We start from the raw sequence: 22,947 nt of genomic DNA, 5'->3' as shown, positions 1-22,947 counted from the left end.
TGGTTAGGGGGCAAAAGCAGTGAGTATACATTTTCATGAAGATCTGGGGGTATTCCATCTCCAAAGCGATCGATCAAGCTATGTGATTGAGCTTGTGCGGGGCGTTTATCCGGCGCATGCCTATTGGGGGCGTCGTATTCGCGATAACCGCGTCTTAGGATTGCTGGAACGCAGGGGAAGAGCATCCTTTTCGCCGTCGCCGTTTCGCGAAGATGCTTCCTTTTCCCTGGACAGTTTGCCTCAGGAATACCCGGGCTATGGCAGCGGCGATTTCCGGCAGCCTGCGTACCAGGTACAGCTGGCTAACGGGACCACCGTCACCGAAGCGGAATATGTCCGTCACCGGATATACAGCGGCAAACCGAAGCTGGAAGGCTTGCCTGCCGTATACGCGGAACAGGATGCTGAGGCGGATACGCTGGAGCTGGAACTGCTTGATCGGGTAAGCGGCTTGACGATTTATTTGTCTTATACGGTCATGAATGCATTCGATGCCATTACGCGTTCCGTGTCCTTCCGTAATGACAGCAAGGAGAACATTACCCTGCTGAAGGCCATGAGCGCCAGCGTGGATATGAATCATAGCCGTTATGACCTTCTGCATCTCCATGGGGCATGGGCGAGAGAGCGCCATGTGCAGCGCAGAAGGTTATCCCCCGGCATGCAGGGAAATGAGAGCCGCAGGGGTTCAAGCAGCCATAACCATAATCCGTTCCTTGCGCTGCTGTCCGAAGGCGCCGGCGAAGAGCACGGTGAGGTGTACGGCTTCAGCCTTGTATACAGCGGCAGCTTCTCTGCACAGGTTGAGGTGGATCAATACGAAACAGCCCGGGTTACGATGGGATTGAATCCATTCGATTTTTCCTGGCTGCTGGAGCCGGGACAATCGTTCCAGACGCCGGAAGCGGTGATGGTTTTCTCGGCGGAGGGCTTGGGCGGCATGTCCAGACGCTATCATAAGATGTACCGTACAAGGCTGAGCCGGGGGCAATTCCGGGATGCCACTCGCCCAGTATTGGTTAACAACTGGGAAGCGACCTACTTTAACTTTAATGCGGATAAAATCGAGCAAATCGCCAGCGCCGGACGGGATCTCGGCATCGAGTTGTTTGTGCTGGATGACGGCTGGTTCGGCAAGCGAAATGATGATACGACTTCCCTCGGGGATTGGGTCGTTGACAAGAACAAGCTGCCGGAAGGCCTTGAGGATCTCGTGAAGCGGGTTCGCGATCTGGATATGCAGTTCGGTTTGTGGTTTGAGCCGGAGATGGTTTCGCCGGACAGCGATCTGTACCGTCAGCATCCGGACTGGTGCCTGCATGTAGAAGGACGCCGGCGAACGGAAGGGAGACAGCAGCTGATCCTGGACTTCTCCCGCCAGGAAGTAGGCGATGCGGTGGCCGATATGGTTCGTAGCATCCTGAGAAGCGCGCCGATCACCTATGTGAAATGGGACATGAACAGGAATATGACGGAGATCGGGTCGGCCGCGCTGCCGCCTGAGCGCCAGCGGGAAACGGCCCACCGTTATATGCTCGGGTTGTATCGGGTGATGGAGCAGCTGACGACCGAGTTCCCGCATATTTTGTTTGAGAGCTGCTCCGGCGGTGGCGGACGCTATGATCCGGGGATGCTGTATTACATGCCGCAGACGTGGACAAGCGATAACTCCGATGCCGTCAGCCGATTGAAGATTCAATACGGAACGAGCCTTGTGTATCCTCTTAGCTCCATGGGAGCCCATGTATCCGCTGTTCCGAATCATCAGGTGCACAGGAATACTTCACTCCGTACGAGAGGCCATGCGGCGATGTCGGGCAATTTCGGATATGAGCTGGATCTGACGGTCTTCAGTGAACAGGAAAAGGAAGAGGTCCGCGAGCAGGTGAAACTGTATAAGGAGATTCGCCATCTGGTGCAGTTCGGGGATTTCTACCGCCTTCGGAATCCGTTCGAAGGGAACGAAGCAGCCTGGACCATCGTCTCCGAGGATCGATCTGAAGCGGTACTGTATTACTTCCGCATCTTAAGCGAGGCGAATGAGCCGATAGTGTGGCTGCGTACGGCGGGGCTGGATCCGGAAGGGGATTATCGGTGCATTGACGATGGAAACATCTACGGCGGAGACCGACTGATGAACGCCGGATTGGCCATTCCCTCGATGCATGGCGATTTCCAGAGCTTTATTTGGAGGTTCAAACGAGTGTAAGTTGCCATACTCAAGCTTTACGATCTGCGCCTGAGCGCAGCGTTATTTATAACATCGATCCAACATATAGCTGAATCATGCCATAAAAGAACCGCCAGAGATGTAACAGCTCTGGCGGTTGTTGCTGTTTCATTCCGGCTGCCCTTAGGTTGCCGTAATGGAATAGGTGCCCCGGTCCGTTGTGAGCACCACTTGACGGTCTTGGATGTCCGCAGCCGTTAACCCGTCCAGTCCAATGACAAAGGCATTGCTTGGCAGCGGCGCTTCATGGCCGGCCGTGATGACAACGCCGGGGCCGTGCAGCAGCAGGGCATGGCGGTCTCCGTAACCGTCGATGGACTGCTCTTGATGCTGCTGGTGTTCAAATCGTTCCAGCTGTATTTCAATTTGGTCCTGATCCTTCTCTTCTTGCTTGGATATGTGCAGAGTGTGATTGCTTTTGGATTGAAGCCATTGGGTGACCTCTTCGATCGATGGATTCATCATGAACACCTTCCTTGATTTTAGGGTGGCTTCAAATAGTCTGTCCATGAAACCGCAACCTTATTTCAATTACAAGGGGTTCCTTCGTCAGAAAGCATATGAAAAATTAACGCGGATCAAACCCTCTTCATCTATTTACGTGTTAAGATAGTTTAATAATATGGAACAATCGCATGATACATAAGGAGGGGCCATGAGCAAGAAATGGTATTATGTTCTCGCCATCCTGTTCGTAGCCTGCAGCTGGGTCGGGAATGTCTGGTATTATGAATCCAACCAACTGGGAAGAACCGTATTCCTTGAGCATCATGTGGAAACAAGGGAAGGGGGAGGCCGTGTATTTGACTTGTATTATGTAGAGGACAAACGAGCAGACAAGACGCTAAGCTCCATCCGGATCGAAGGTTATCCCGAACAGATCATAACGCCATACCCCCAATATGCAGAGTATCAGAGGCAGGACCTGGGAAAAATAATGGTGAACTTAAATAAACCCGCCCCCGAGGAAGAAGGGACAGGAGAGCAGTTGAAGGAGCCGGTTCTCGTTCGAGAGATTACTGCCCTATACTCCGATGGAACCTCGGAACGAGTGGATATCGGGGAGATTTACATATGGCCTGGCGTATATGATCAGGAAGATCAAGATCCGATATCGTGGACGTCCGGCGGATCCTCTTCCGATAACTCGGGTTACGAATCTGCCGTCGTGAAGCGGTCCCTTCAGTTAACGGCGTTCTCCTCGAAATGGCTGGATATCGCAGAGGAAGGAGATCTCCGAATCCATGTCGACATTTCCAGACAAATACCGGGTACTAGTTACCGGTCTCAGCCTTCGGAAGCACACATCGAGTTAAGAGGTAAACCTATCGACGAGATTCAGCTTCCACTCCAGATGAATAAAGGGGATTCCATAAGAATCAGCCACCAATTTGATATGCCATCGCTTGAGAAGAGCATGAAGGTATATCAGCTGATATTGAGAACCGCCTTTATGGAGGAAGGCCGTCGCTATCGGTATGGAGATACGATGATTCCTTATCATCCAAGGCCGACGGATCAGGAAATGACGGAATTTGTTCGGGAAAGCAGGAGGAAACCATGAGAAGCGCTTATTATCGCATCGTGTGGGGCCTGCTCTTTGTACTGGTCGATCTGAAGATCGAAGTTGTGGATGTATTGCCGGACATGCTGGGATACCTGCTGATTGCTTCGGGATTATGGCGGCTTCAGGCGTTGAACGGATATTTCAGGGCAGGGCATCTGTCAGCCTGGCTGCTGCTGATCTGGTCGGTTCTTTCATTATTCTGGTTTCCTGAGGTGGGGACAGGCGGCGTGCCTATGCAATCTGTGAAGGAGCTGCTGATTCAACTGCCTTCCGTCTGCTTGCATATGGGATTGATATTCGGAATCTGCCGAGGCATTCAAGCCAATTCGGCAGGTGCCGAATCCGGACTGGATCATAAAGCCCGCTTCCGGGGGCATTTATTTATGGCCGCGCAGCTGCTATGGCTTATTGCCTACCCGTTCATGCTAAATTTGGATTCGGGCGATATGATCCCTGTCATTTTTATATGCTCGCTCGCTGTGATGGCTGCCGAGATCGCGGTTCTGCTTCTCGTCAGGCTTGCCGGACGGGAATGGACAGAGGAAACGGAATAAAGTGCAAGACCTCAGTCCGTAATGGCTAACGGAGTTTAGTTTAACTGTTATCTTTGCTGGGATGATAAACAATCGTAACGCCCAGCTGGTTATATATTTCTTCGGTGTAGTGGTGATCCGGGCAATGCTTGATCGTAGCCATGTCTTCCTGCCTGGAAATCAGCTTCTGCTCGCAATCAGGGCAACGGTCCTGGAAAAGGAATTTCAGCTTATTCAACATGATCACCACACACCTCCTTGATTTCCGATACAAATACTTGGGTTTATTATAAATCAACAACGGGGTACATTCAATAGCAATGTGCGCGGTCACGAAATTAAATTGAACGGAGATCGATCACCTTGATAGTGCAGCTTGTAGTCATGATCTTTATAGGTATCATCGGTTCTTTTTTCTCAGGATTGCTGGGAATCGGCGGGGCGATCATTAACTTTCCTTTGCTGCTATACGTTCCTTCCTGGTTTGGGGTGGAGGCTTTTACCTCCAAAGAGGTGGCGTCTATCAGCATGCTGCAGGTATTTTTCGCCTCACTGTCAGGCATGATCACCAACCGGATGAGTTCGCGCGGCGGTGAGTCGTACTTTCACAAGCCATTGGTCATTCAGATGGGGATCAGCACCCTGGTTGGCAGTCTGATCGGGAGTTTGTCCTCCATGCTGATGACGAGCGGTACGATTAACGTGATTTACGGTTTTCTGGCGGTTATCGCCGTGTTATTGATGATTGTGCCGACCCGGGCAACCATGGAAAACAGGTCGGTTACCGAGGTAACTTATCATTCAGGGGTTGCGGTGGGAGCCGCTTTTATCGTCGGCGGTATTGCGGGGATTGTCGGCGCTGGAGGCGCCTTTATCCTGATCCCCATCATGCTGACGATTCTAAAGATACCGACGCGGATCACCATCGCATCCTCACTCGCGATCGTCTTTCTGTCCGCGGTCGGGGGCGTTATCGGAAAAATCGCCTCTGGCGACATTCCGATCTGGCCGTCCTTGTTCGCGGTTGCCGGAAGCTTGATGGGTGCCCCCATCGGCGCCATCATTAGTCGCAAGCTGAACGTCCGACTGCTGCGGTATGCCTTGGCGATTCTCATTGCAGTTACGGCCGTGAAGATCTGGATCGATATTTTAGGGTAAGTAAAGAAGTAGAACCTTATTCATCATAGGGAAGAGGAGGAGATCAAGCATGAGAACCAATCCGCTAGGATCTTCGGAATTGTATGTAAGCGAAATCGGGCTGGGCTGTATGTCACTGGGGACGGATGAGGGACAAGCCGTGAAGCTTATCCATGAAGCGCTGGACCGGGGCGTGAATTTTCTGGACACGGCGGATCTGTACGACGAAGGTCGTAACGAGGAACTGGTAGGCAAAGCGGTTGAAGGTCGGCGCAAGGATGTGATCATTGCCACCAAAGTCGGCAACCGTCGTGTACCCGGGCAGGATGGATGGGTTTGGGATCCTTCCAAGGACTACATCAAATCCGCCGTCAAGGACAGTCTTCGCAGACTCGGTACGGATTATATCGATCTGTATCAGCTTCATGGGGGGACGCTTGATGATCCGATTGACGAAACGATTGAAGCTTTTGAAGAGCTGAAGCGGGAAGGGTGGATTCGATACTACGGCATCTCGTCCATCCGGCCGAACGTCATCCGCGAGTATGTCGCGAAATCCAATATCGTCAGCGTCATGAGCCAGTACAGCATCCTGGACCGGAGACCGGAGGAAGCAGTGCTCGATCTGCTTGCTGAGAACGGAATATCCGCCATTGCACGGGGGCCCGTTGCCCGCGGCATCTTGTCCGAACGCGGACAAGCCAAAGCCGAGAAGGGGTATCTGGATTACAGCAAAAATGAGCTGCTTGATGTTCTCAAGGGGCTTGAAGAGGTTGGTCGTGGCACAGATCTGTCCCATCTGGCCATTCGTTATGCTTTGGCCCATTCCGCTGTTGCCTGCACCATCCCTGGAGCAAGCTCGCTCGAACAGCTGCTGCATAACTTGGCGGCGGGAAATAAGGAAGAGTTATCGCCGCAGGACATCCAATCGATCCAGGCGATCAGTCGCGCCAACCAATATGAGGCTCACCGGTAATGATGGGTGCGATAAGCATGTGAATGATCCATCCCGTTAATCTTTTGGGACATGAAATGTTTATGTCCTGAAGGTTTAAGGATGAACCGCATCTTCGCATGTTATAATAACTGAATAAGAGCCTGATGTCAGGTGAATATAGAACATGCCCGCAATCCGCTTTAAGGATCACGGGCTTTTTTGTACCTTATAAATTAATTGGCGTCAAAACGCCTCGAATGCCAAACTTTTTGAGACGATGGTTCGTTCCAAGTAACGTAAACCGCGCGGCTTATGCCATAATCGTTAATGGTGAAAGGATTCTAGAATGATTACCATTGAGCATTTATCAAAAACCTATCGCAAGGGCGCTTGGGCGCTCTTGGATGTTTCTCTACAATTGGATAAAGGCATGACAGGTCTGCTAGGACCCAATGGCGCCGGCAAAACAACGCTGATGCGGATTCTGGCGACCTTATTGACGCCGACCTCCGGACAGGTGAGAGTGAACGGGATATCGATTGGACGGCCGGAGGAGATCCGGCAGATGATCGGGTATTTGCCGCAGCATTTTCACATTTACCCGCAGCTGACCGGCCGAGATTATCTGGATTATGTGGCAGCCATGAAAGGGATCACGGAACGGGGTGCCAGACAGAAGGAAATCTCCAGGCTGCTCGAGATGGTTAATCTCCAGGGGAAGGCAGATAAAAAAGTGCGTACTTACTCCGGAGGAATGAAGCAGCGGCTGGGGATTGCCCAAGCGTTATTGGGATCGCCTGATATTTTGATCGTTGACGAACCGACATCCGGGCTGGATCCTCAGGAGCGTGTCCGGTTTCGTAATGTGTTAACCCGCTTTAGCATCGACCGGACGGTCCTGCTATCCACCCATATCGTTGCCGATATCGAGAGCAACTGCCGTCGTATCGCAGTCATGAACAAGGGGAGATTGGCCATGAACGGCAGTCTGGCTGAACTGCAGGCTTGCGGGAAGGGACAAGTATGGGAAGCGGTCATGAGTCCGGATGAATTTGCCTTGATTGATCCCATGTCCGTCGTGTCTACCCGTACCGTTCCGGAAGGCGTCCTGTGCAGGTTTATCGGCCAAGCGGCCCCGGTTGCAGGGGCGTTTCCCGCGGATCCAACCCTGGAGGATGGATATCTGAGCCTGCTGCGGAGGGATCGCCATGCATAAATGGTGGAGACATAGTCTTCTTGAGCTTCGGCTTTTGTTCGGCAATCCCTTGTTTGCCTCTCTTCCAATCCTCTATGCGATTCTGTTCATCATTATGATGCTGCAGGCGGCAAGCGGCAACGGACCGAATCATAATTTATACTCGGCGGCTTATTCATTCCACATGCTGGGTCATACGATGACCCTGGGTCCGGCTATGTTAATTGGCATCTTGTCCATTCGCCGGGATGTCCGCCGTCGATCCTTTGAATGGAATCACAGCTTGCCCGTGTCTTTCTTTACCTTGTTATCGTCGAAATATGTGGTCAGTTTATTGTACTTTTCCCTGTTCACGTTGTCGACGTCGGTTATATTCTATATCCTGTCGATTAGCCAGGGGATCGCCGGTCATATTGCGATGATGCATACCATGCAATTTGCGGTGCAGTACGAGGTTTCCTATATGGTGACAATCGCGCTCGCCATGCTCCTTGGGGCAAGCATTCCGAATCGGATCGTTTATTTGATCGGTTTCTGTGCATGGATGTTCGGAACGTTTTTCATGGAAATTTACATTATCAGCGAATTAAGATGGCTGCCGGCCCAAGTGTTTCACCTCAACCAATTCTTCCTTCAATCCAATCGGTTTGAATATGAGAATTGGGGGTACGGTCTGTTTAGCGAAGATTTAATGAGTTCCCGGTGGTTCGTGCTGGCCTTCACTTTCCTGCTGCTAACGGTGTGTTTGTTCCTGTTAAACCGCAAGCGCCCTACGATGCTCTTGAAAGCGGGATGGCTCGCAGTACTGGGGGCTGTCGTATTGACGGCAGCTGCCGCGGTACCCTACGGCACGCTATGGGCGGAACGATATGCCCAAATTGATGCGAAGATTGGAGACCCCACGGTTTCTTATATTGATGATCCTGAAGATGGATCTTTCTATCATGTTTCTTCTTATGATCTCAAGCTGAAGCGGCTGCCAAACGATGAACTTCGCGTGATGGCGAAGCTAACGATACCCGCCTCCGAATTATCAGGCACGAGGCAGCTTCCGTTAACCCTGAACCGGATGTTCAAGCTTGAGCGTGTCCAACTCCAGGGTGTTGACGCTCCCTATCGCAGACAGGGAGATTGGCTATCGGTAAGGATGATTGGCCATGCCAAGGACGGAGAGATTCAAGCCGAGCTGGAATATAGAGGCAAGGTCATGGACTTTATGGCCGGGTATTCCCGTGAGGAATTTTCGGTTTACAGCGTGGGACCCGAAGTGAAGCTGGATGGTTATATCGCGTGGTATCCGCTTCCCGGTCATCAGCATGTATATTTAAAGAGTGATAACGGAGACCGTCCGCCGAAATATGTGTATCTGGGCTGGGAATTTGGCCGGATGCGTTATTCTTTCGGGGAGATGAAGCTGGAGGTCGAAGGTTATCCGGTACCCTTGTACACGGGGATGCGGGAGCTGGAACGAAGGCCCGGCTACCAGCGGTTTGAGGATAGGGAGATCGAGCAGAATGTCTCCCTGTACGGAGGTCAGTTCTGGAAAGAAATCCACCAGAGTGATCTGCCGATTACCATCGTGACAACGCCATATATGGAGAAGGCATCCGTGTTGATGCTGCGGGATATGAGAAAGAAGTATGACTATTTTTCCAAGTGGGTACCCGCGTTCAACAGCAACGTCGACAAGATCTTATATTTAGGTCAAGGTTTTGACTATCCCCGGGTGGACCATCGTCTGATTCTGTCCTCGAACCAGTACACATACAACCACTCAAACCTGCCCGGCGAATGGATGAACTCGGTTCTGTTCGGCAACCAGGATGGGCTGAATTATTATTTTGAACATCCGGAACGAGATGTGCGCGGAAAGATCAGCAGTCTGTTCTGGTATGTGTATTACGTGGAAGAGAAAGGGCTTAGCGATAAACAACTGAGAGAGGATTATGGAAGCCTTAGGTCGGTACAGCAGCTGCTCTACCGCAATGGAGACGGTGATGATCCTCAAAACAAAATAGGTATGGGGATGGCTCAGCAAGTCAGAAGGGCATTGGAAGAAGGCAGAGGAGATCAGGTCAAAGAGCTGCTGGTTCATTTTTACCAGCAAGGGCTGATGCTTCCGAGCACCGAACGGAATTCGTACGTAAGCCCGGAGAGTCCGATTACCTACAAAGAATGGCAGCAGAAATGGGATGCCATGATGAATGTCAAATAATGACGACTATGCACATGCACACGGTCGGTTATAATTGAGAAATAGATATAATGGGAAGATTAGAATGCACATAGAAAGGGGGGGAAGGCATGATTTCCGATCAGCAGCTGTCCGAACGCATGGCTGCCGGCGACCAGGAAGCGTTTGAAATGTTGGTGACGAGGTACCATGGTCCGCTGCTCAGTTATACGACCCAGAGGCTGGCCGATAGGCAAAAAGCCCAGGATATCGTTCAGGAAACGTTTATCCGGCTCATTCGGCATCTGAAGCAGCACGGCACGCTGGAACATGTTCGCTCCTGGCTTTATCGCGTGGCTCTGAATATGTGCAAGGATTATTGGAAAAGCGCATCATACAGGTCTGAAGGTCTTGCGGGTGAGGAGATGCCGGATGCATACGACCCTGCACCCGGCGCGGAGGAACTCGTGGAGAGGCAGGAAACCTCACTGGAAATTGCAGCATCGCTGGAGAACCTGCCCGATATACAACAGGAAGTCATATCTCTTCGATTCTTCCATGATTTGAAGCTGCAGGAAATCGCCGACCTGGTCGACCTCCCCTTAAGTACGGTGAAAACGCATTTATATAACGGCTTGAGAAAGCTGAAAAAAACATTGTCCATGGAGCATTCCGATTTGGTTCCCGTCCATACATCCCGAAGGACGCGGGAGAAGAGTCCTCAGGAACAGGTTCGGAACCGCTCCAAGTCGGAAGAGCCGGATTCGCAGTGCAAAGTAAAAGAAAGTGAGGTGTATCTCCATGGATCATCCATTCGATCATGAATTGAGAAGACTTGAAGACGAGCTTCGCGGCCCGCTTAGACGCGCTGCTCTTCCATCGCCGTCACCGGATGAGACGGCGCAGCTCATTGCGTCTCTTCAGGGAGAGTTCAATTTGCTTAGGATTGAGCCCGAGTCCCCCAAGCTGGATTTTAATCCGCAGGTCGACCCACCCTCATTAAAACAGATTCTTCGGAGCCAGATCCGATTGAACCAAAGATCCATTCTGCTCACAGCAGGCGCTGTATTCTGCATGTTGGTTCTGCTGATCGATCCGGAGTATCCGCTGGATCAGTTTGCCGGATTGCCCGGCGGCATTTTTCCGTTGATTACCCCTCTGCTGCTGATTGTATCGATGCTGTTCAGCAGCCGAACCTGGGATAAAGGGATGCGGGCCGTGGAGACCCTGACCCCATACCCGCCTGCGCTGGTGTTGTATACCCGCCTGCTGCTTGTGACCGGCATCGTTGTCGGAATGGCCTTGCTGAGTACCCTCGCGCTCGGGCTGCGATCCATCCAGGCGGAAACCTCCCGCTTTTTATTCGGCCCCTTTATTCTGGAGTGGATGGGCATTCTGCTGGTGACGGGAGGCGCTGCGATGTATATGCTGTTTCGCAAAGGCATGGTCGTCTCACTGATCTCGGCCATCCTGGTCTACGGAATGTGGATTGTGATTCAGGGACAAATCGTGGATCACGGCGTTTCCATGGGCGGCAAAATGATGACGGACATGGCCCTGCTTGTTATCGGAGTGATTCTGCTCGTCTCTTCTTACGGACGCAGCTTGAAACTGAACGGAGCCTGGAGAATGGCGAATGATTAGGCTGGAAGGACTGGAACGCCAGGCGGGTACGTACCGGCTTGAAATCGACAAAGCGGAGATTCACTCCGGCCTGAACCTTATCGTCGGAGCGAACGGGGCCGGGAAAACCACCTTGATTGAGCTGCTGACTACGCTGCAGGCACCCGATGCAGGCGAAATTCTGTACAGCGGGCGCAGGGCAGGAGATCATTTGCCGCTGATCCGCAGTCAAATCGGTTATGTCCCGGCAGATATCGAGCTATATGGAGATATGAAAGTCGGCAAGCTGCTGACCTATATGGCCGAATTAAAGGGCGTCTATAACCCGGAGGCCATTGACAGGTTGATGATGGACTTTCGACTGGAGCCCTTCCGCAAGAGCAAGGTCAAGAATTTATCACAAGGGGTGCAGCGGCGCATTGCCGTCGTGCAGGCGCTGCTGGCCTCACCTTCTTTTCTATTCCTCGATGAGCCTTTAAACGGCATGGACGCCGAGGAACGCAAATTCCTGATCACGTACCTGACCAAATACGCCAGGGGCCGAATGGTGATCGTGGCCGCCCACGAGCTGAACGAATGGGAAGAAGCGGCAGATACCGTGATATGGATACACCGCGGTCGCATCCGGTATATCGGTTCACCGACCCAGTGGAAACTGAATGTAGCCTCCAGCGTCTGGGAAGGCGAGATCGATCTGGAAGTCTTCGAGCGGATACCGCAGGAGCTCCTGATTCATTTTCAAATGACGGAACATCACATGAGAGTAAGGCTGATGGGGAAAAAGCAGCCGGGCCCCGAATTTGTGGAGAAGGCGCCTACGCTGGAGGATACCTTTTTCCTACATATGAACGCCTTAGCCAGACGCGGCTGAGTATAGCTTGGATCATGAAAAATCATCGCCTTATTTTGGGCGATGATTTTTGCGTTTTCATCCGGTGGAAGTCGCCTACTTGGTCGTTTTCCCGCCCTTATGCCTCCAATTATAGATCCACGAGGCAACCATGGTGGAAGGCAAAAACATAATTTGCGTGTTGTAGTGTAGCTGTTCTTCTTGAAACGACATCTTGTTGTAATACGTTTCCTGATCGACCCCTTGCCTCAGGGGATCCTTCTTTAACGCTTCAATATAACGGTACTGCACGGGGATCATGATCAGGAATACGGCAACTAGAACGCCCGCAATAATCCACATCACAGAACTCATAAGTACACCCTCCTAAATATTATCGTTTATGGAAAATCATATTAATATTCAATACGTATTTAACCTTGGTATGGATTCATCTATTTACAATAACGAACGCCCGTCATGCTGACTTTGTCAAAAGAAAGCCAATCATCCGTTTCAGAACAGGGTAAGGAAGGGTAGGCATGGTGCGCGTATACGCTGAACAGCGGCGCAATCGTGTATGAATGGATGATGGAGAAGGGAGCGAGATGTAATGGGAACCGTAAGTAATTTAGGAACGGAGAAGGTGGCGCTGGTAACGGGCGCTGGCGCCGGAATCGGACGAGGGATTGCCAAGGTTTTGGCTGAAAAAGGATACCGGCTGGCGATGACCTACAATTCGAGCAAGGATGGAATATCGGACATAGCAGAGGATATTCGCCATACCTATGGCAAGACGCCTCTTATTATTCAAAGCGATTTGACCGTTCGCAGTGAAGCGGAGAATACGATACGAAAGACGATAGAGGAATTTGGCCGGATCGATCTGTTGGTGAACAATGCGGGGATCGGCCTATATGACGAGCTCACGGAGCTTGAAGAGGATGCGCTGGACATGACGGTTCATCTCGATTTTCGAGCGCCGATGCTGCTTAGCAAATATGCCGTCCGGGAGATGATCGCTCATGGAATACCGGGAAATATCATTTTCATCACGTCCTCCCGAGGAGAGAGGGCTTATCCCAAGGACAGCATATACGGCGGTATGAAGGCAGCGCTTATACGTGCTGCACAATCGCTGGCGCTCGAGTGGGCGCCGCATGGCATCCGCGTAAACTGCGTCGCTCCGGGGGCGACCGTTCACAAGCCGGACCAATCGGCAGAGGACGAGCCGCTCGGCAGAAAAATTCCGCTGGGACGCTTAGGTACGCCTTCGGATATCGGGGAAGCGATTGCTTGGCTCTGCTCGGATGCGGCATCCTATATTACCGGCATTAACCTCCGCATTGACGGCGGTCTGATCTTGCCGGGCATGCCCGAGGATACATTCCCGGAAGCCGGTTATGGATGGGGTAAAGTTTATAAAGAGGAGAAGGAATAAAGCTGTTTTCAGACTGCTTCCAGCATAAAATAATTAATTCCGATGAAATTAGTTGGTTATCACTCTTTTCAAACAAAGGAAAGTATGAGAGAATGGGAGAAATTATGAAACCATAATACTTTCCATATGAAGAAAAGGGAGGAAACACCCATGTCAGAAGAACGCCAATTTTCAATTGAAACCTTAGCGGTTCACGCCGGTCAGGAGCTTGATCCGACCACATTATCCCGCGCTGTCCCTCTGTATCAGACGACTTCCTACGGGTTTAAAGACAGTGAGCATGCGGCGAATCTGTTTGCGCTCAAAGAATTCGGTAACATCTACACGCGTATTATGAACCCGACCACGGATGTGTTTGAGAAGCGGATTGCAGCGCTCGAAGGCGGTGCCGGTGCACTGGCGACATCTTCCGGGCAGGCAGCCATCACCTTCTCCATTCTCAACATCGCGGGCGCAGGTGATGAAATTGTTTCTTCCTCTAGCTTGTATGGCGGCACTTATAATTTATTTTCCAATACGCTTGCGAAGCTGGGCATCAAGGTGCATTTCGTGGATTCCACGGACCCGGAAAATTTCCGCAAAGCGATCAATGACAAAACAAAGGCAGTGTTTGCCGAAACGATCGGCAATCCGCAGGGCAATGTGCTGGATGTGGAAGCGGTTGCGGCCATCGCGCACGAGAATGGCATTCCGCTTATCGTAGATAACACCTTCCCAAGTCCGTACTTGCTGCGTCCGATTGAATATGGGGCAGATATCGTCGTTCATTCTGCGACCAAATTCATCGGCGGTCACGGGACCTCCATCGGAGGGGTCATTGTGGATAGCGGTAAATTCGATTGGACGGCAAACGACAAGTTCCCGGGATTGACCCAGCCGGATCCAAGCTATCATGGCGTTGTGTATACGGAGGCAGTAGGTCCGATCGCATACATTATCAAAGCGCGCGTGCAGCTGCTGCGGGATATCGGCGCGTCCCTGTCCCCATTCAATTCCTGGCTGCTGCTGCAAGGGCTGGAAACGCTGCATCTTCGCGTTGAGCGTCATAGCGAGAATGCGCTGAAGGTTGCCAAGTATTTGGAGAGTCACGAGGCGGTGGAATGGGTGAGCTATGCAGGGCTGCCGAGTCACCCTTCGCATGAGCTGGCGAAGAAGTACCTGCCCAAGGGCCAAGGCGCTATCCTGACCTTCGGTATCAAAGGCGGGGCAGCAGCAGGTCAGAAGGTGATCGAGAATGTGAAGCTGTTCTCCCACTTGGCCAACGTCGGCGATTCCAAGTCGCTTATCATTCATCCGGCGAGCACGACGCATCAGCAGTTGACGGAAGACGAGCAGCTTACGGCTGGCGTAAATCCGGAATTGCTGCGTTTGTCGATCGGGACCGAGTCTATCGATGATATCTTGTACGATCTGGGACAAGCTATTGAAGCCAGCCAGAAGTAAGGCAACCTTTATCATTTGAATTGGAATATCAAGGCACTTTCCTCTTTAGGGGAAGGTGCCTTTTCGTTAATTTCAATCGCTAGGACGATTCATGTAATCGATCCAGGGATGCCCGTCCGGAAACTGCGTCCGCAGCGCTTGGGCAAGCCATCCTGCAGCCGCCTGCCGATCGAGGAAGGGCAGAACCTTCCTGAAATCCCGTTCGTCTTTTTCGCGGATGTTCTTGCTCCCTCCTTTATATAGGAGTTGTATCTCCGGTTTCAGATAAGGAATGCCTTGGTCTGTTTTTAAGGATATATCTTGGAGCGGTCTTCGAATGGACGGTTCTCTGCGATAAACCCAGCTGTCCTGTTCGGTCTCCACCAGCATGATCTGGAATGAAAATGGGGCTTCCTCATTCCGGCTTACCCATACATCGCCAACCGAATGCAAATATTCGCCTTCCTCCCAGAGCGATAAGGTTCCTTGATCCGCTTTGTACAGCGTCCATTCGTTGGCTAATGCAGCGTAAATGGCGGCTTGCTCTTCGCGAAGGATCAGGATATCGATATCGCTGTGTTCTCTAGTCTGTTCTCCCAAATATAAATCCAAAGCCCAACCTCCGGCGATATACCAACGAGCAGGGATTTTAGCAAAAATTTTGACGGCATCCGATACGCTGATCGGTTCCCAATGATCATAATCGGTTCTCATGTTCTACTCTCCTTTTTTCCAGCATTGATCTATCCTCCATTGTAAAGGTTTTATCCTGCCCCTGAAATGATGATAAATAGATAGGGTCAGGCGTCCGCACCTTCGTGCAGGCATCAGGTACAAGGAGAGCAGGGCGCTTGGTTCGTACCGTCCCGATATTTTTCAGCCGGTGTTTATCCCGTGCGCTGTATATTTCCAATTGTTTCATAATAATCTGTAAGGAGGCGTTTATCCAATTCAAGGTGAAAGGGAGTAGAAGGATAACCATGACGGAAAGGCAATGGGGAGCAGGCAGTGAATTGGGAGAGCGTCGATTTGAAGATGAAGAGTTCATCGGAGCAGAGGAGATTACGGCAAACGAGATTTCTCCCGAGACAGATCTGCTGAAGCATTTTGCAATGGCAGGAGGAGTCACCCATGAGGAGGTATTGCTGTTACTGGCGTCGCCTGACGATATTGAAGAAGCCCTCAGGGTTTCAGGGATTCGGCATAACGGCACAGACAGACCGTCCTTGACCCGACTGCTGGGGTGGAGTGACAGGAACCGAAGACTGAAAGTCATGAGCCGATCCGCAGACCCTGAATCCATTGCACGAGATATTAGGCAAGGTGCTCAGGGAATCGGGCTGATACGCGGGGAGGATGCTTTGCAGCATGGCCTGCTGCAGGAGGTTTACACAGCGTGGTTGAATTCGCGGAGCGCAGAGAAGAGCGCCCTATTAAGGCGGAGACTTATTATGCTATGGAAGACCTATTGGGTGTCGGTGTTTCAGGCGGCGGATGGAGCCAAATGTGCGGTCAGCTTGCTGCACGATGCCCGGCTTTTCAACACGATGGAGTTGCGTGAAGCGCAGGATGCTCAGCTCGAGTCCTTGTTCCGGGCTATGGAGCAGTGCAGCGAGGAAGGCGTAGATTGCCAATTAGAGCTCCTGGCTGTACGCCCGGCACACGCGGATGACTTTATATCGATCCATAATTTTATCGAAGAAGTGGCAGAGCAGACCCTTATGGATCAGAGGCGTTTTGTGCGTATACGCTATGGAGCGCTGTTCGGAGAAGGAATGAACCCAGCGGCGGCAGCGGAGATTGCCCGTTTGGCCGATGTGATTGTATTCGATTCGGAGGGGAAGGAGAATTCCGTGTCGTCGGATGTGGCAGGACACAAGGTCTCGGCATTCTCAGAGATGATCCATCGTATTAGGCGAACGAAGCCGCAATTAACGCTCCGGATCAATGGGGTGGCTACCACGGATTTACGGATGGTTTACCGGCAGGGCATACACGAGGTGTGCTGTCAGCCCTCAGAGATTGCAGCCATTCGAATAACCGGTGCAAGGCTGGAGATGCGCCGCAGATGTTCGACGATTGTCGATTGATGGAATGTGAGCGCTTTACAAAATAGGTGAGTGATTAGAAAGAAGTCCTTGCGGACAGAGATCGCAAGGGCTTTTTTACGTGCAGAAGATTCGTCTTCATCATCAGGAACGCCAATAGGTACGCTTCTGCATTTAAAAAATGTGAAAAATATGGTTTACAAATGAGGGTGAAGTGAGTATGATACATATAAAGTTGTACGAAGGAAAATAAATTGTATAAGTTCAAAAATGATTCTCATTCTCATTTAGCATGCTGCTCCGGCGAAGCCGGGGCAGCATGTGTCATTTTAAGGGTAGTAATAATGGATCTCATTCTCAACTAGGAAGGTGATTGGTTATGCAATGGATACAAAGTCAAACGACGACTGGACGCATATCGACAATAGAAAACGGAGCGGATCCGCGTGAGCCGCGGCAGCCTGGAAAGTGGGATATACGCAGCCTGCTGAGCAACGCGGAGGTCGTGGCTGCGCTGGGCAGCGGCCTGCTGATGCTGGTGGCTTGGCTGACCAGCCAATGGTCCGAGCCGCTCTCCGTTGTGCTGTACGTGATATCCTACGCCGTCGGTGGATGGGTGAAAGCGAAAGAAGGTGTGGAGACCCTTCTGAAGGAGCGCGATCTGGATGTGAATCTGCTGATGATTGCTGCCGCTATGGGAGCTGCGGCGATCGGATACTGGAATGAAGGTGCGATGCTGATCTTCATCTTTGCCCTCAGCGGGGCGCTTGAGAGTTACACGATGGAGAGAAGCCGCAAGGATATCTCGTCCTTGATGGAGCTGCAGCCGGAGACGGCCCTTCGCATCGAGAAGGGGGAGATGGTATCGGTATCCATCAACAAGCTGGAGATCGGCGATCTGATTCTGGTAAAGCCGGGCGAGCTTATTCCTGCAGACGGCAAAATTTATCGCGGCAGCTCCTCCGTCAACCAGGCTTCGATTACCGGCGAATCCGTACCGGTGGATAAGGCCATTGGGGATGAAGTGTTCACCGGAACCTTGAACGGGGAAGGCGTATTATACATTGAGGTTACTCAATCGGCGGAATCTACGTTGTTCGCCAAGATTATCAAGCTGGTGGAAGAAGCGGAGAACGAAGTTCCGGAATCGCAGCGGTTCATCAAGCGGTTCGAATCGATATATGCCCGTGTCGTTGTCATTGCGACCGCGGCTCTGATTGTTTTGGCTACTCCCGTCCTGGGATGGGATTGGGATACCACCTTCTATAAAGCGATGGTGTTTCTCGTTGTAGCATCCCCTTGTGCGCTGGTATCTTCCATCATGCCTGCGATGCTGTCGGCGATTTCCAATCGCGCCAGAAAAGGCGTATTGTTCAAAGGCGGCGCCCATATTGAGAATATGGCGCGCACGGCGGTTGTCGCTTTTGATAAGACCGGTACCTTGACGCTCGGTACGCCAGTGGTCACGGATTTTATCGCAGGCGAAGGCTGGGATCGGCATGAACTGCTTGGCATCAGTGCTTCTATCGAAAGAATGTCGAAGCATCCTCTGGCCTTGGCGATTGTCCAATCGGCTGAGAAAGAGGGGGCCGAGCTGCAGCAGGTAGAGAACGGACAGTCCATAACTGGATGGGGTATGCAGGCGGAAGTGGAAGGAATCACTTGGAAAATAGGAAAAAGCGATGTTTTGGATCATCCGACTATAGATCAGCATTCAGGTGCAGCTACCGCGCAAAAGGAGTTGAGCGCGCTTGAAGAGAATCGCCTGCACTGGCTGTCCATCCGGAACATGCTGGAATCCGAAGGCAAAACGGTATCCGTTATCCTGAAGGGAGACCGTATCGCGGGCATGATCGCTCTGCAGGATGCGGTCCGGCCTCAAGCGGCAATGGCTGTTAAGCGGCTGCAGCAGTTGGGCATCAAGGTAGCGATGCTGACGGGGGACCGCAAGGCGACGGCGGACGTGATTGCGAAGCAAAGCGGTGTAGACATGGTGTTCTCCGATTTACTGCCGGAAGATAAAGTTACACATATTAAAGAGTTACGGGCCCGTTACGGCCATGTGGTCATGGTTGGGGATGGTGTGAACGATGCACCGGCACTGGCTACCGCGACCGTAGGCATCGGCATGGGCGTTTCGGGAAGCGGAACGGCGCTGGAGGTAGCGGACGCGGTGCTGATGAATGACAACATCGACGAAATTGCCGGCACCGTCAAAGTGGCACGCCGCGTTCAGCGCATCGTGAAGCAAAATATGATATTTGCCATCACCGTGATTTTGACGCTGATTGCAGCCAATTTCATTCAAGGCGTTGCGCTGCCGTTGGGCGTCATCGGTCACGAAGGAAGCACCATTCTGGTTATACTGAACGGGCTTCGTCTGCTGCGCAGCAGCCATTAAGTTAATGGACCGAGTATCGCCTGCAATGACAAAGCATCCCCTTCTTTTCCTTGGTGGAGAAGAAGGGGATTTTTTATGGGCAGCGGAAATGATCTAGAATATCTTCAAGATTCAAACTGCTGCGATTCGCATTCAGTAGATCCCTTCAAGACCATCCTTATGTCTTCATCAAACATTCATCTTCCTGACGTCAAATGGATGGTGGTGGCCTTTTCGTGCCCCTGATTTCTTCTAACCCAAACGGAGCGCACCCATGACCTCGAAGTAAACGTTTTAAAATGAGGTACTCTTTCGTGAACGAGGTTCGTTTTTTCAAAATAGTAAAGTACCTTCCGATTTATGAAGAATGGATTAACAATATTTTCAGATGGGGTGTGATGTGGCATATTGACAGACGGCTCCGATATAACCATAATTAATATTAATTTATAATGATTATAATTAAGTGTTCCATATATAGGAGGGAAACGATATGTACAAATCCGTTATTATAGGTACAGGCCCTGCCGGCCTTACGGCTGCAATCTATCTGGCTCGCGCGAACCTGAGCCCGCTCGTCATTGAAGGTCCGCAACCTGGCGGGCAGCTGACCACCACAACCGAAGTTGAGAATTTCCCGGGTTTTCCCGAAGGCATCATGGGTCCTGAGCTGATGGACAATATGCGTCAGCAGGCTGAACGTTTTGGCGCGGAATTTCGTACAGGCTGGGTGAACAGCGTGGAATTCGGAGAGCGTCCGTTCAAGCTGGACGTAGACGGTATGGGCGAGGTAGTTGCCGAAACGTTGATCATCTCTACGGGCGCAACGGCCAAATATCTCGGCATTCCGGGAGAACAGGATAATGTAGGACGCGGTGTAAGTACTTGCGCCACATGCGACGGATTTTTCTTCCGCGGCAAAGAGATCGTTGTTGTCGGCGGCGGCGATTCCGCGCTGGAAGAAGCCAACTTCCTGACTCGCTTTGCATCCAAAGTGACACTCGTTCACCGTCGGGAGGAGCTTCGTGCATCGAAAATCATGCAGGATCGCGCCCGTGCTAACGAGAAAATCGAATGGGCACTGAACCGCACGCCGCAGGAAGTCATTGCGGACGAGACAGGCGTAAAAGGCATCAAAGTGCTCAACAATGAGTCTGGCGAAGAAGAGACGATTGCGGTCAGCGGCGTGTTCGTGGCGATCGGTCATCATCCGAACACCGGTTTCCTCGGCGGAAACATTACAACGGACCCGAACGGTTACATCGTAACGACTCCGGGAACATCCGAGACGAATATCCAGGGCGTATTTGCATGCGGCGACGTGCAGGATACCCGTTACAGACAAGCGATCACGGCAGCAGGTAGCGGCTGTATGGCAGCTATGGATGCAGAGAAATACATCGAGAGCTTGGAACACAACGCTGTCGTGTTGTAAACTGATAGATATAGGGACGAACGGGCTATAAGCAGCCCAAATCATGAGTAGAGGAGACTGACCAACCGTGGAAAATGTGATTGTATACACTTCGAACAACTGCCCGCACTGCAAACAAGTAAAAGGCTTCTTGTCCGATCAAGGCATCGAATTTGAAGAGCGCAACATCGAGCAGAACGACGAATTCGCGCAGCAAGTATGGGATATGGGCGTTCGCGCAGTACCCCTCACCATCATCGGTGAGCACCGTATTCTTGGCATGAACAAGCTCCAGTTCAACAAAGCTTTGAACCCGGAAGCTTAATCTAATCAGGCATGATGGCAGGCCAATCGCTTGCTTATGATAAAAAGCTCCTTCCCGAGGTTTGGGAAGGAGCTTTTTTTGTTGCCGAGCAATGCTGCCAAACGTTCGCACAAATCATGTTCACTTGTTGAAAAACAGACTCATGATGATTTGGAATACGACGTATGCGACCACGCCGGAGCCGAGGAGGATGAAGCCGGCTTTTTTCTTGCCTTGAAAAAAACGCATGATGGCGAGACTGAACAAAGGTGCGATAACTAGGAGAAACAGCAATACGGTCACAAACATTTGTGCCGATATTTCCGCAGTGCTTACATAGGTCATTTGAGCGTTTCCTCTCCCTTTTGTATAACGATCACACGTTTCTCACGAGGAGAATCGTGATTTAAATTATAGGACGAGATTAATTATAGCGGAAAATCGCTGGATTTTCCTTAATATGCAGGGTGTTAATTACGACAAAATATCGTCAATTTTAATGAATCGGCATGGAGACCCGCACCGGACCAAGAAACTGCGAGATGGCGGAATAGGCCGCGCCGATCAGGGTAGAGCGGCTGCCCAGCTCGGCAAACCGGATCTCCATCAACTCTCGGTGATAGGGAAGCGTGCGCTGGGCAACGACCTGCTGGAGCGTTTCTTCGATCCAAGCCCGGGCGTCGGACAGCGGACCGCCGATGATGACCGATTGCGGATTGAATCCGTTGACAAGATTAGTTATGCCAATGCCGAGATAGCGTCCCAGCTCCTCGAAATGCCGGATGGTCTCCTTATGACCGAGCTCGGCATGATGAACAAGCTCGGACGTCCGTCTGGATGGAAGAAGGGCATCTTTGCCGTCGTAGGATTTCTCCGAGGCGTACAGCTCCCAACAGCCGCGGTTGCCGCAGGTGCATTCCCGACCATCGGCTTCGATGGACATATGGCCGCTTTCGCCGGCATATCCGCGGGCGCCCTTATAGAGCTCGCCATTGATGATAATGCCGGAGCCGATACCGCTGCCCGCACTGATATAGAGGAGATGGCGGGCGTCCCGGCCGGCCCCGAAGCGCAGCTCACCTTGGGCGCCCGCGTTTGCTTCATTGTCGATAGTAACGGGAAGTCCGAGCTCGTGCTCAAGCTGCTTCTGCAGCGGCACCATGTCCCATCCCAGGTTGGGGGCGAAGAGGACGGTGCCGTCGCCGTCGACCATCCCCGGGACGCCTACGCCGATCCCGATGATGCCGTATGGGGAGGGAGGGGCCTGCCGCATCAGGCCATGAATCAGGCCAACCATCAGCCGCGTCACCGATTCCACATCATGCCCTTCAAGGGCGGTATCTTCTTCGGCAAGAATCCGGCCTTCCAGATCCGTAAGTACGGCGGTCATTTGCTTCACGCGCAGCTCCACGCCGACGGCATAACCGGCTTGTCCGTTAAACAGCAGCAGCTGCGGCTTTCGGCCGCCGCTGGATTCACCGGGTCCGATTTCCTGGACCAGATGGTTGCTGCACAGCTCCTGTACGAGATTGGAAACGGTAGCCTTGTTCAGACCTGTGAGCTTGGACACCTTCGCCCGGGAGACCGGGGCGTGTTGACGTATCGTATCGAGAATAATCGAGGTATTTATTTTCTTGACCAGAGCCTGGTCACCGGTAATATTCGTCATGTGTATTCATCCTTTTAGTCTTGCTTCCTAATCCTGTTAGGCTCT

General features: G+C 51.8%; 22 protein-coding genes. 16 read left to right on the top strand and 6 right to left on the bottom strand.

The window, feature by feature from the left end; translation table 11 throughout:
* Positions 1-19: 19 nt before the first annotated feature.
* A complete protein-coding gene (locus ACETK5_RS30455; RefSeq protein WP_100541454.1) occupies positions 20-2,209 on the top strand; it encodes an alpha-galactosidase in 2,190 nt (729 codons plus the stop codon).
* Between the two features lie 144 nt (positions 2,210-2,353).
* Here ACETK5_RS30455 and ACETK5_RS30450 read toward each other — a convergent pair whose 3' ends face one another.
* Entirely contained in the window at positions 2,354-2,740 is a 387-nt protein-coding gene (locus ACETK5_RS30450; protein WP_394059606.1) for a hypothetical protein, read from the bottom strand.
* 145 nt (positions 2,741-2,885) lie between these two features.
* Here ACETK5_RS30450 and ACETK5_RS30445 point away from each other — a divergent pair, with 145 nt between their 5' ends.
* Both ACETK5_RS30445 and ACETK5_RS30440 read left to right on the top strand, forming a co-directional pair.
* Complete coding sequence (locus tag ACETK5_RS30445) at positions 2,886-3,794, top strand: hypothetical protein (RefSeq protein ID WP_100541455.1); 909 nt, start codon at positions 2,886-2,888, stop codon at positions 3,792-3,794.
* Complete coding sequence (locus ACETK5_RS30440; protein ID WP_100541456.1) at positions 3,791-4,351, top strand: hypothetical protein; 561 nt, start codon at positions 3,791-3,793, stop codon at positions 4,349-4,351. Before ACETK5_RS30445 ends, ACETK5_RS30440 begins: the two co-directional genes overlap by 4 nt.
* Before the next feature lie 40 nt (positions 4,352-4,391).
* On the opposite strand, the gene ACETK5_RS30435 is transcribed toward ACETK5_RS30440, so the two are convergent.
* Complete coding sequence (locus ACETK5_RS30435) at positions 4,392-4,571, bottom strand: hypothetical protein (protein ID WP_071219655.1); 180 nt, start codon at positions 4,569-4,571, stop codon at positions 4,392-4,394.
* Positions 4,572-4,693: 122 nt separating this feature from the next.
* Between ACETK5_RS30435 and ACETK5_RS30430 the strand changes: the two genes are divergently transcribed.
* The 7 genes from ACETK5_RS30430 (at position 4,694) to ACETK5_RS30400 (ending at position 12,266) form a co-directional block, all read left to right on the top strand.
* The gene (locus ACETK5_RS30430) at positions 4,694-5,488 is read left to right on the top strand and encodes a sulfite exporter TauE/SafE family protein (RefSeq protein ID WP_394059605.1); all 795 of its coding nucleotides are present in this window, start codon (positions 4,694-4,696) and stop codon (positions 5,486-5,488) included.
* Positions 5,489-5,537: 49 nt separating this feature from the next.
* The gene (locus ACETK5_RS30425) at positions 5,538-6,443 is read left to right on the top strand and encodes an aldo/keto reductase (protein ID WP_394059604.1); all 906 of its coding nucleotides are present in this window, start codon (positions 5,538-5,540) and stop codon (positions 6,441-6,443) included.
* 307 nt (positions 6,444-6,750) lie between these two features.
* On the top strand, positions 6,751-7,620 hold the full coding sequence (locus ACETK5_RS30420) for an ABC transporter ATP-binding protein (RefSeq protein WP_100541459.1): 870 nt from the start codon (positions 6,751-6,753) through the stop codon (positions 7,618-7,620).
* Positions 7,613-9,814 (top strand): ABC transporter permease, encoded by a 2,202-nt coding sequence (locus ACETK5_RS30415; RefSeq protein ID WP_394059603.1) that lies wholly within the window; start codon positions 7,613-7,615, stop codon positions 9,812-9,814. The genes ACETK5_RS30420 and ACETK5_RS30415 overlap by 8 nt, the downstream gene beginning before the upstream one ends.
* An 89-nt stretch (positions 9,815-9,903) precedes the next feature.
* Entirely contained in the window at positions 9,904-10,596 is a 693-nt protein-coding gene (locus ACETK5_RS30410; RefSeq protein ID WP_326115705.1) for an RNA polymerase sigma factor, read from the top strand.
* Entirely contained in the window at positions 10,574-11,416 is an 843-nt protein-coding gene (locus tag ACETK5_RS30405) for a hypothetical protein (protein ID WP_394059602.1), read from the top strand. The genes ACETK5_RS30410 and ACETK5_RS30405 overlap by 23 nt, the downstream gene beginning before the upstream one ends.
* Positions 11,409-12,266 (top strand): ATP-binding cassette domain-containing protein, encoded by an 858-nt coding sequence (locus ACETK5_RS30400; protein ID WP_100541463.1) that lies wholly within the window; start codon positions 11,409-11,411, stop codon positions 12,264-12,266. The genes ACETK5_RS30405 and ACETK5_RS30400 overlap by 8 nt, the downstream gene beginning before the upstream one ends.
* 75 nt (positions 12,267-12,341) lie before the next feature.
* Here ACETK5_RS30400 and ACETK5_RS30395 read toward each other — a convergent pair whose 3' ends face one another.
* On the bottom strand, positions 12,342-12,599 hold the full coding sequence (locus ACETK5_RS30395) for a DUF3949 domain-containing protein (protein ID WP_394059601.1): 258 nt from the start codon (positions 12,597-12,599) through the stop codon (positions 12,342-12,344).
* Positions 12,600-12,837: 238 nt separating this feature from the next.
* Between ACETK5_RS30395 and ACETK5_RS30390 the strand changes: the two genes are divergently transcribed.
* Entirely contained in the window at positions 12,838-13,665 is an 828-nt protein-coding gene (locus tag ACETK5_RS30390; protein WP_394059600.1) for an SDR family NAD(P)-dependent oxidoreductase, read from the top strand.
* Positions 13,666-13,815: 150 nt separating this feature from the next.
* Positions 13,816-15,108: a homocysteine synthase gene (locus ACETK5_RS30385; protein WP_326119755.1), complete on the top strand. Its 1,293-nt coding sequence runs from the start codon at positions 13,816-13,818 to the stop codon at positions 15,106-15,108.
* A 72-nt stretch (positions 15,109-15,180) separates the two neighbouring features.
* Here the strand turns inward: ACETK5_RS30385 and ACETK5_RS30380 are convergent, their stop codons facing one another.
* Positions 15,181-15,801, bottom strand: a complete 621-nt coding sequence (locus ACETK5_RS30380; protein ID WP_394059599.1) for a nucleotidyltransferase domain-containing protein — start codon at positions 15,799-15,801, stop codon at positions 15,181-15,183.
* A gap of 266 nt (positions 15,802-16,067) precedes the next feature.
* Between ACETK5_RS30380 and ACETK5_RS30375 the strand changes: the two genes are divergently transcribed.
* The 4 genes from ACETK5_RS30375 to ACETK5_RS30360 all read left to right on the top strand — a co-directional run bounded on the left by ACETK5_RS30375 (position 16,068) and on the right by ACETK5_RS30360 (position 21,254).
* Entirely contained in the window at positions 16,068-17,177 is a 1,110-nt protein-coding gene (locus ACETK5_RS30375) for a PEP-utilizing enzyme, TIM barrel domain protein (RefSeq protein WP_394059598.1), read from the top strand.
* 337 nt (positions 17,178-17,514) lie between these two features.
* Positions 17,515-19,536 (top strand): heavy metal translocating P-type ATPase, encoded by a 2,022-nt coding sequence (locus ACETK5_RS30370; RefSeq protein ID WP_100541469.1) that lies wholly within the window; start codon positions 17,515-17,517, stop codon positions 19,534-19,536.
* Positions 19,537-20,008: 472 nt separating this feature from the next.
* Positions 20,009-20,950, top strand: coding sequence for a thioredoxin-disulfide reductase (trxB, locus tag ACETK5_RS30365; protein WP_100541470.1), 942 nt, complete (start codon positions 20,009-20,011; stop codon positions 20,948-20,950).
* A gap of 67 nt (positions 20,951-21,017) precedes the next feature.
* Positions 21,018-21,254: a glutaredoxin family protein gene (locus tag ACETK5_RS30360; RefSeq protein ID WP_006212730.1), complete on the top strand. Its 237-nt coding sequence runs from the start codon at positions 21,018-21,020 to the stop codon at positions 21,252-21,254.
* A 120-nt stretch (positions 21,255-21,374) separates the two neighbouring features.
* Here ACETK5_RS30360 and ACETK5_RS30355 read toward each other — a convergent pair whose 3' ends face one another.
* On the bottom strand, positions 21,375-21,578 hold the full coding sequence (locus ACETK5_RS30355) for a hypothetical protein (protein WP_100541471.1): 204 nt from the start codon (positions 21,576-21,578) through the stop codon (positions 21,375-21,377).
* A gap of 151 nt (positions 21,579-21,729) precedes the next feature.
* Positions 21,730-22,902, bottom strand: coding sequence for an ROK family protein (locus tag ACETK5_RS30350; RefSeq protein ID WP_100541472.1), 1,173 nt, complete (start codon positions 22,900-22,902; stop codon positions 21,730-21,732).
* Between the last annotated feature and the right edge of the window lie 45 nt (positions 22,903-22,947).

Source organism: Paenibacillus ilasis, assembly GCF_043195395.1.
Taxonomy (GTDB): Bacteria; Bacillota; Bacilli; order Paenibacillales; family Paenibacillaceae; genus Paenibacillus_AQ; species Paenibacillus_AQ lautus.
The sequence above is the reverse complement of the archived record's forward strand: the minus strand, read 5'-3'. Positions and strand labels throughout refer to the sequence as shown.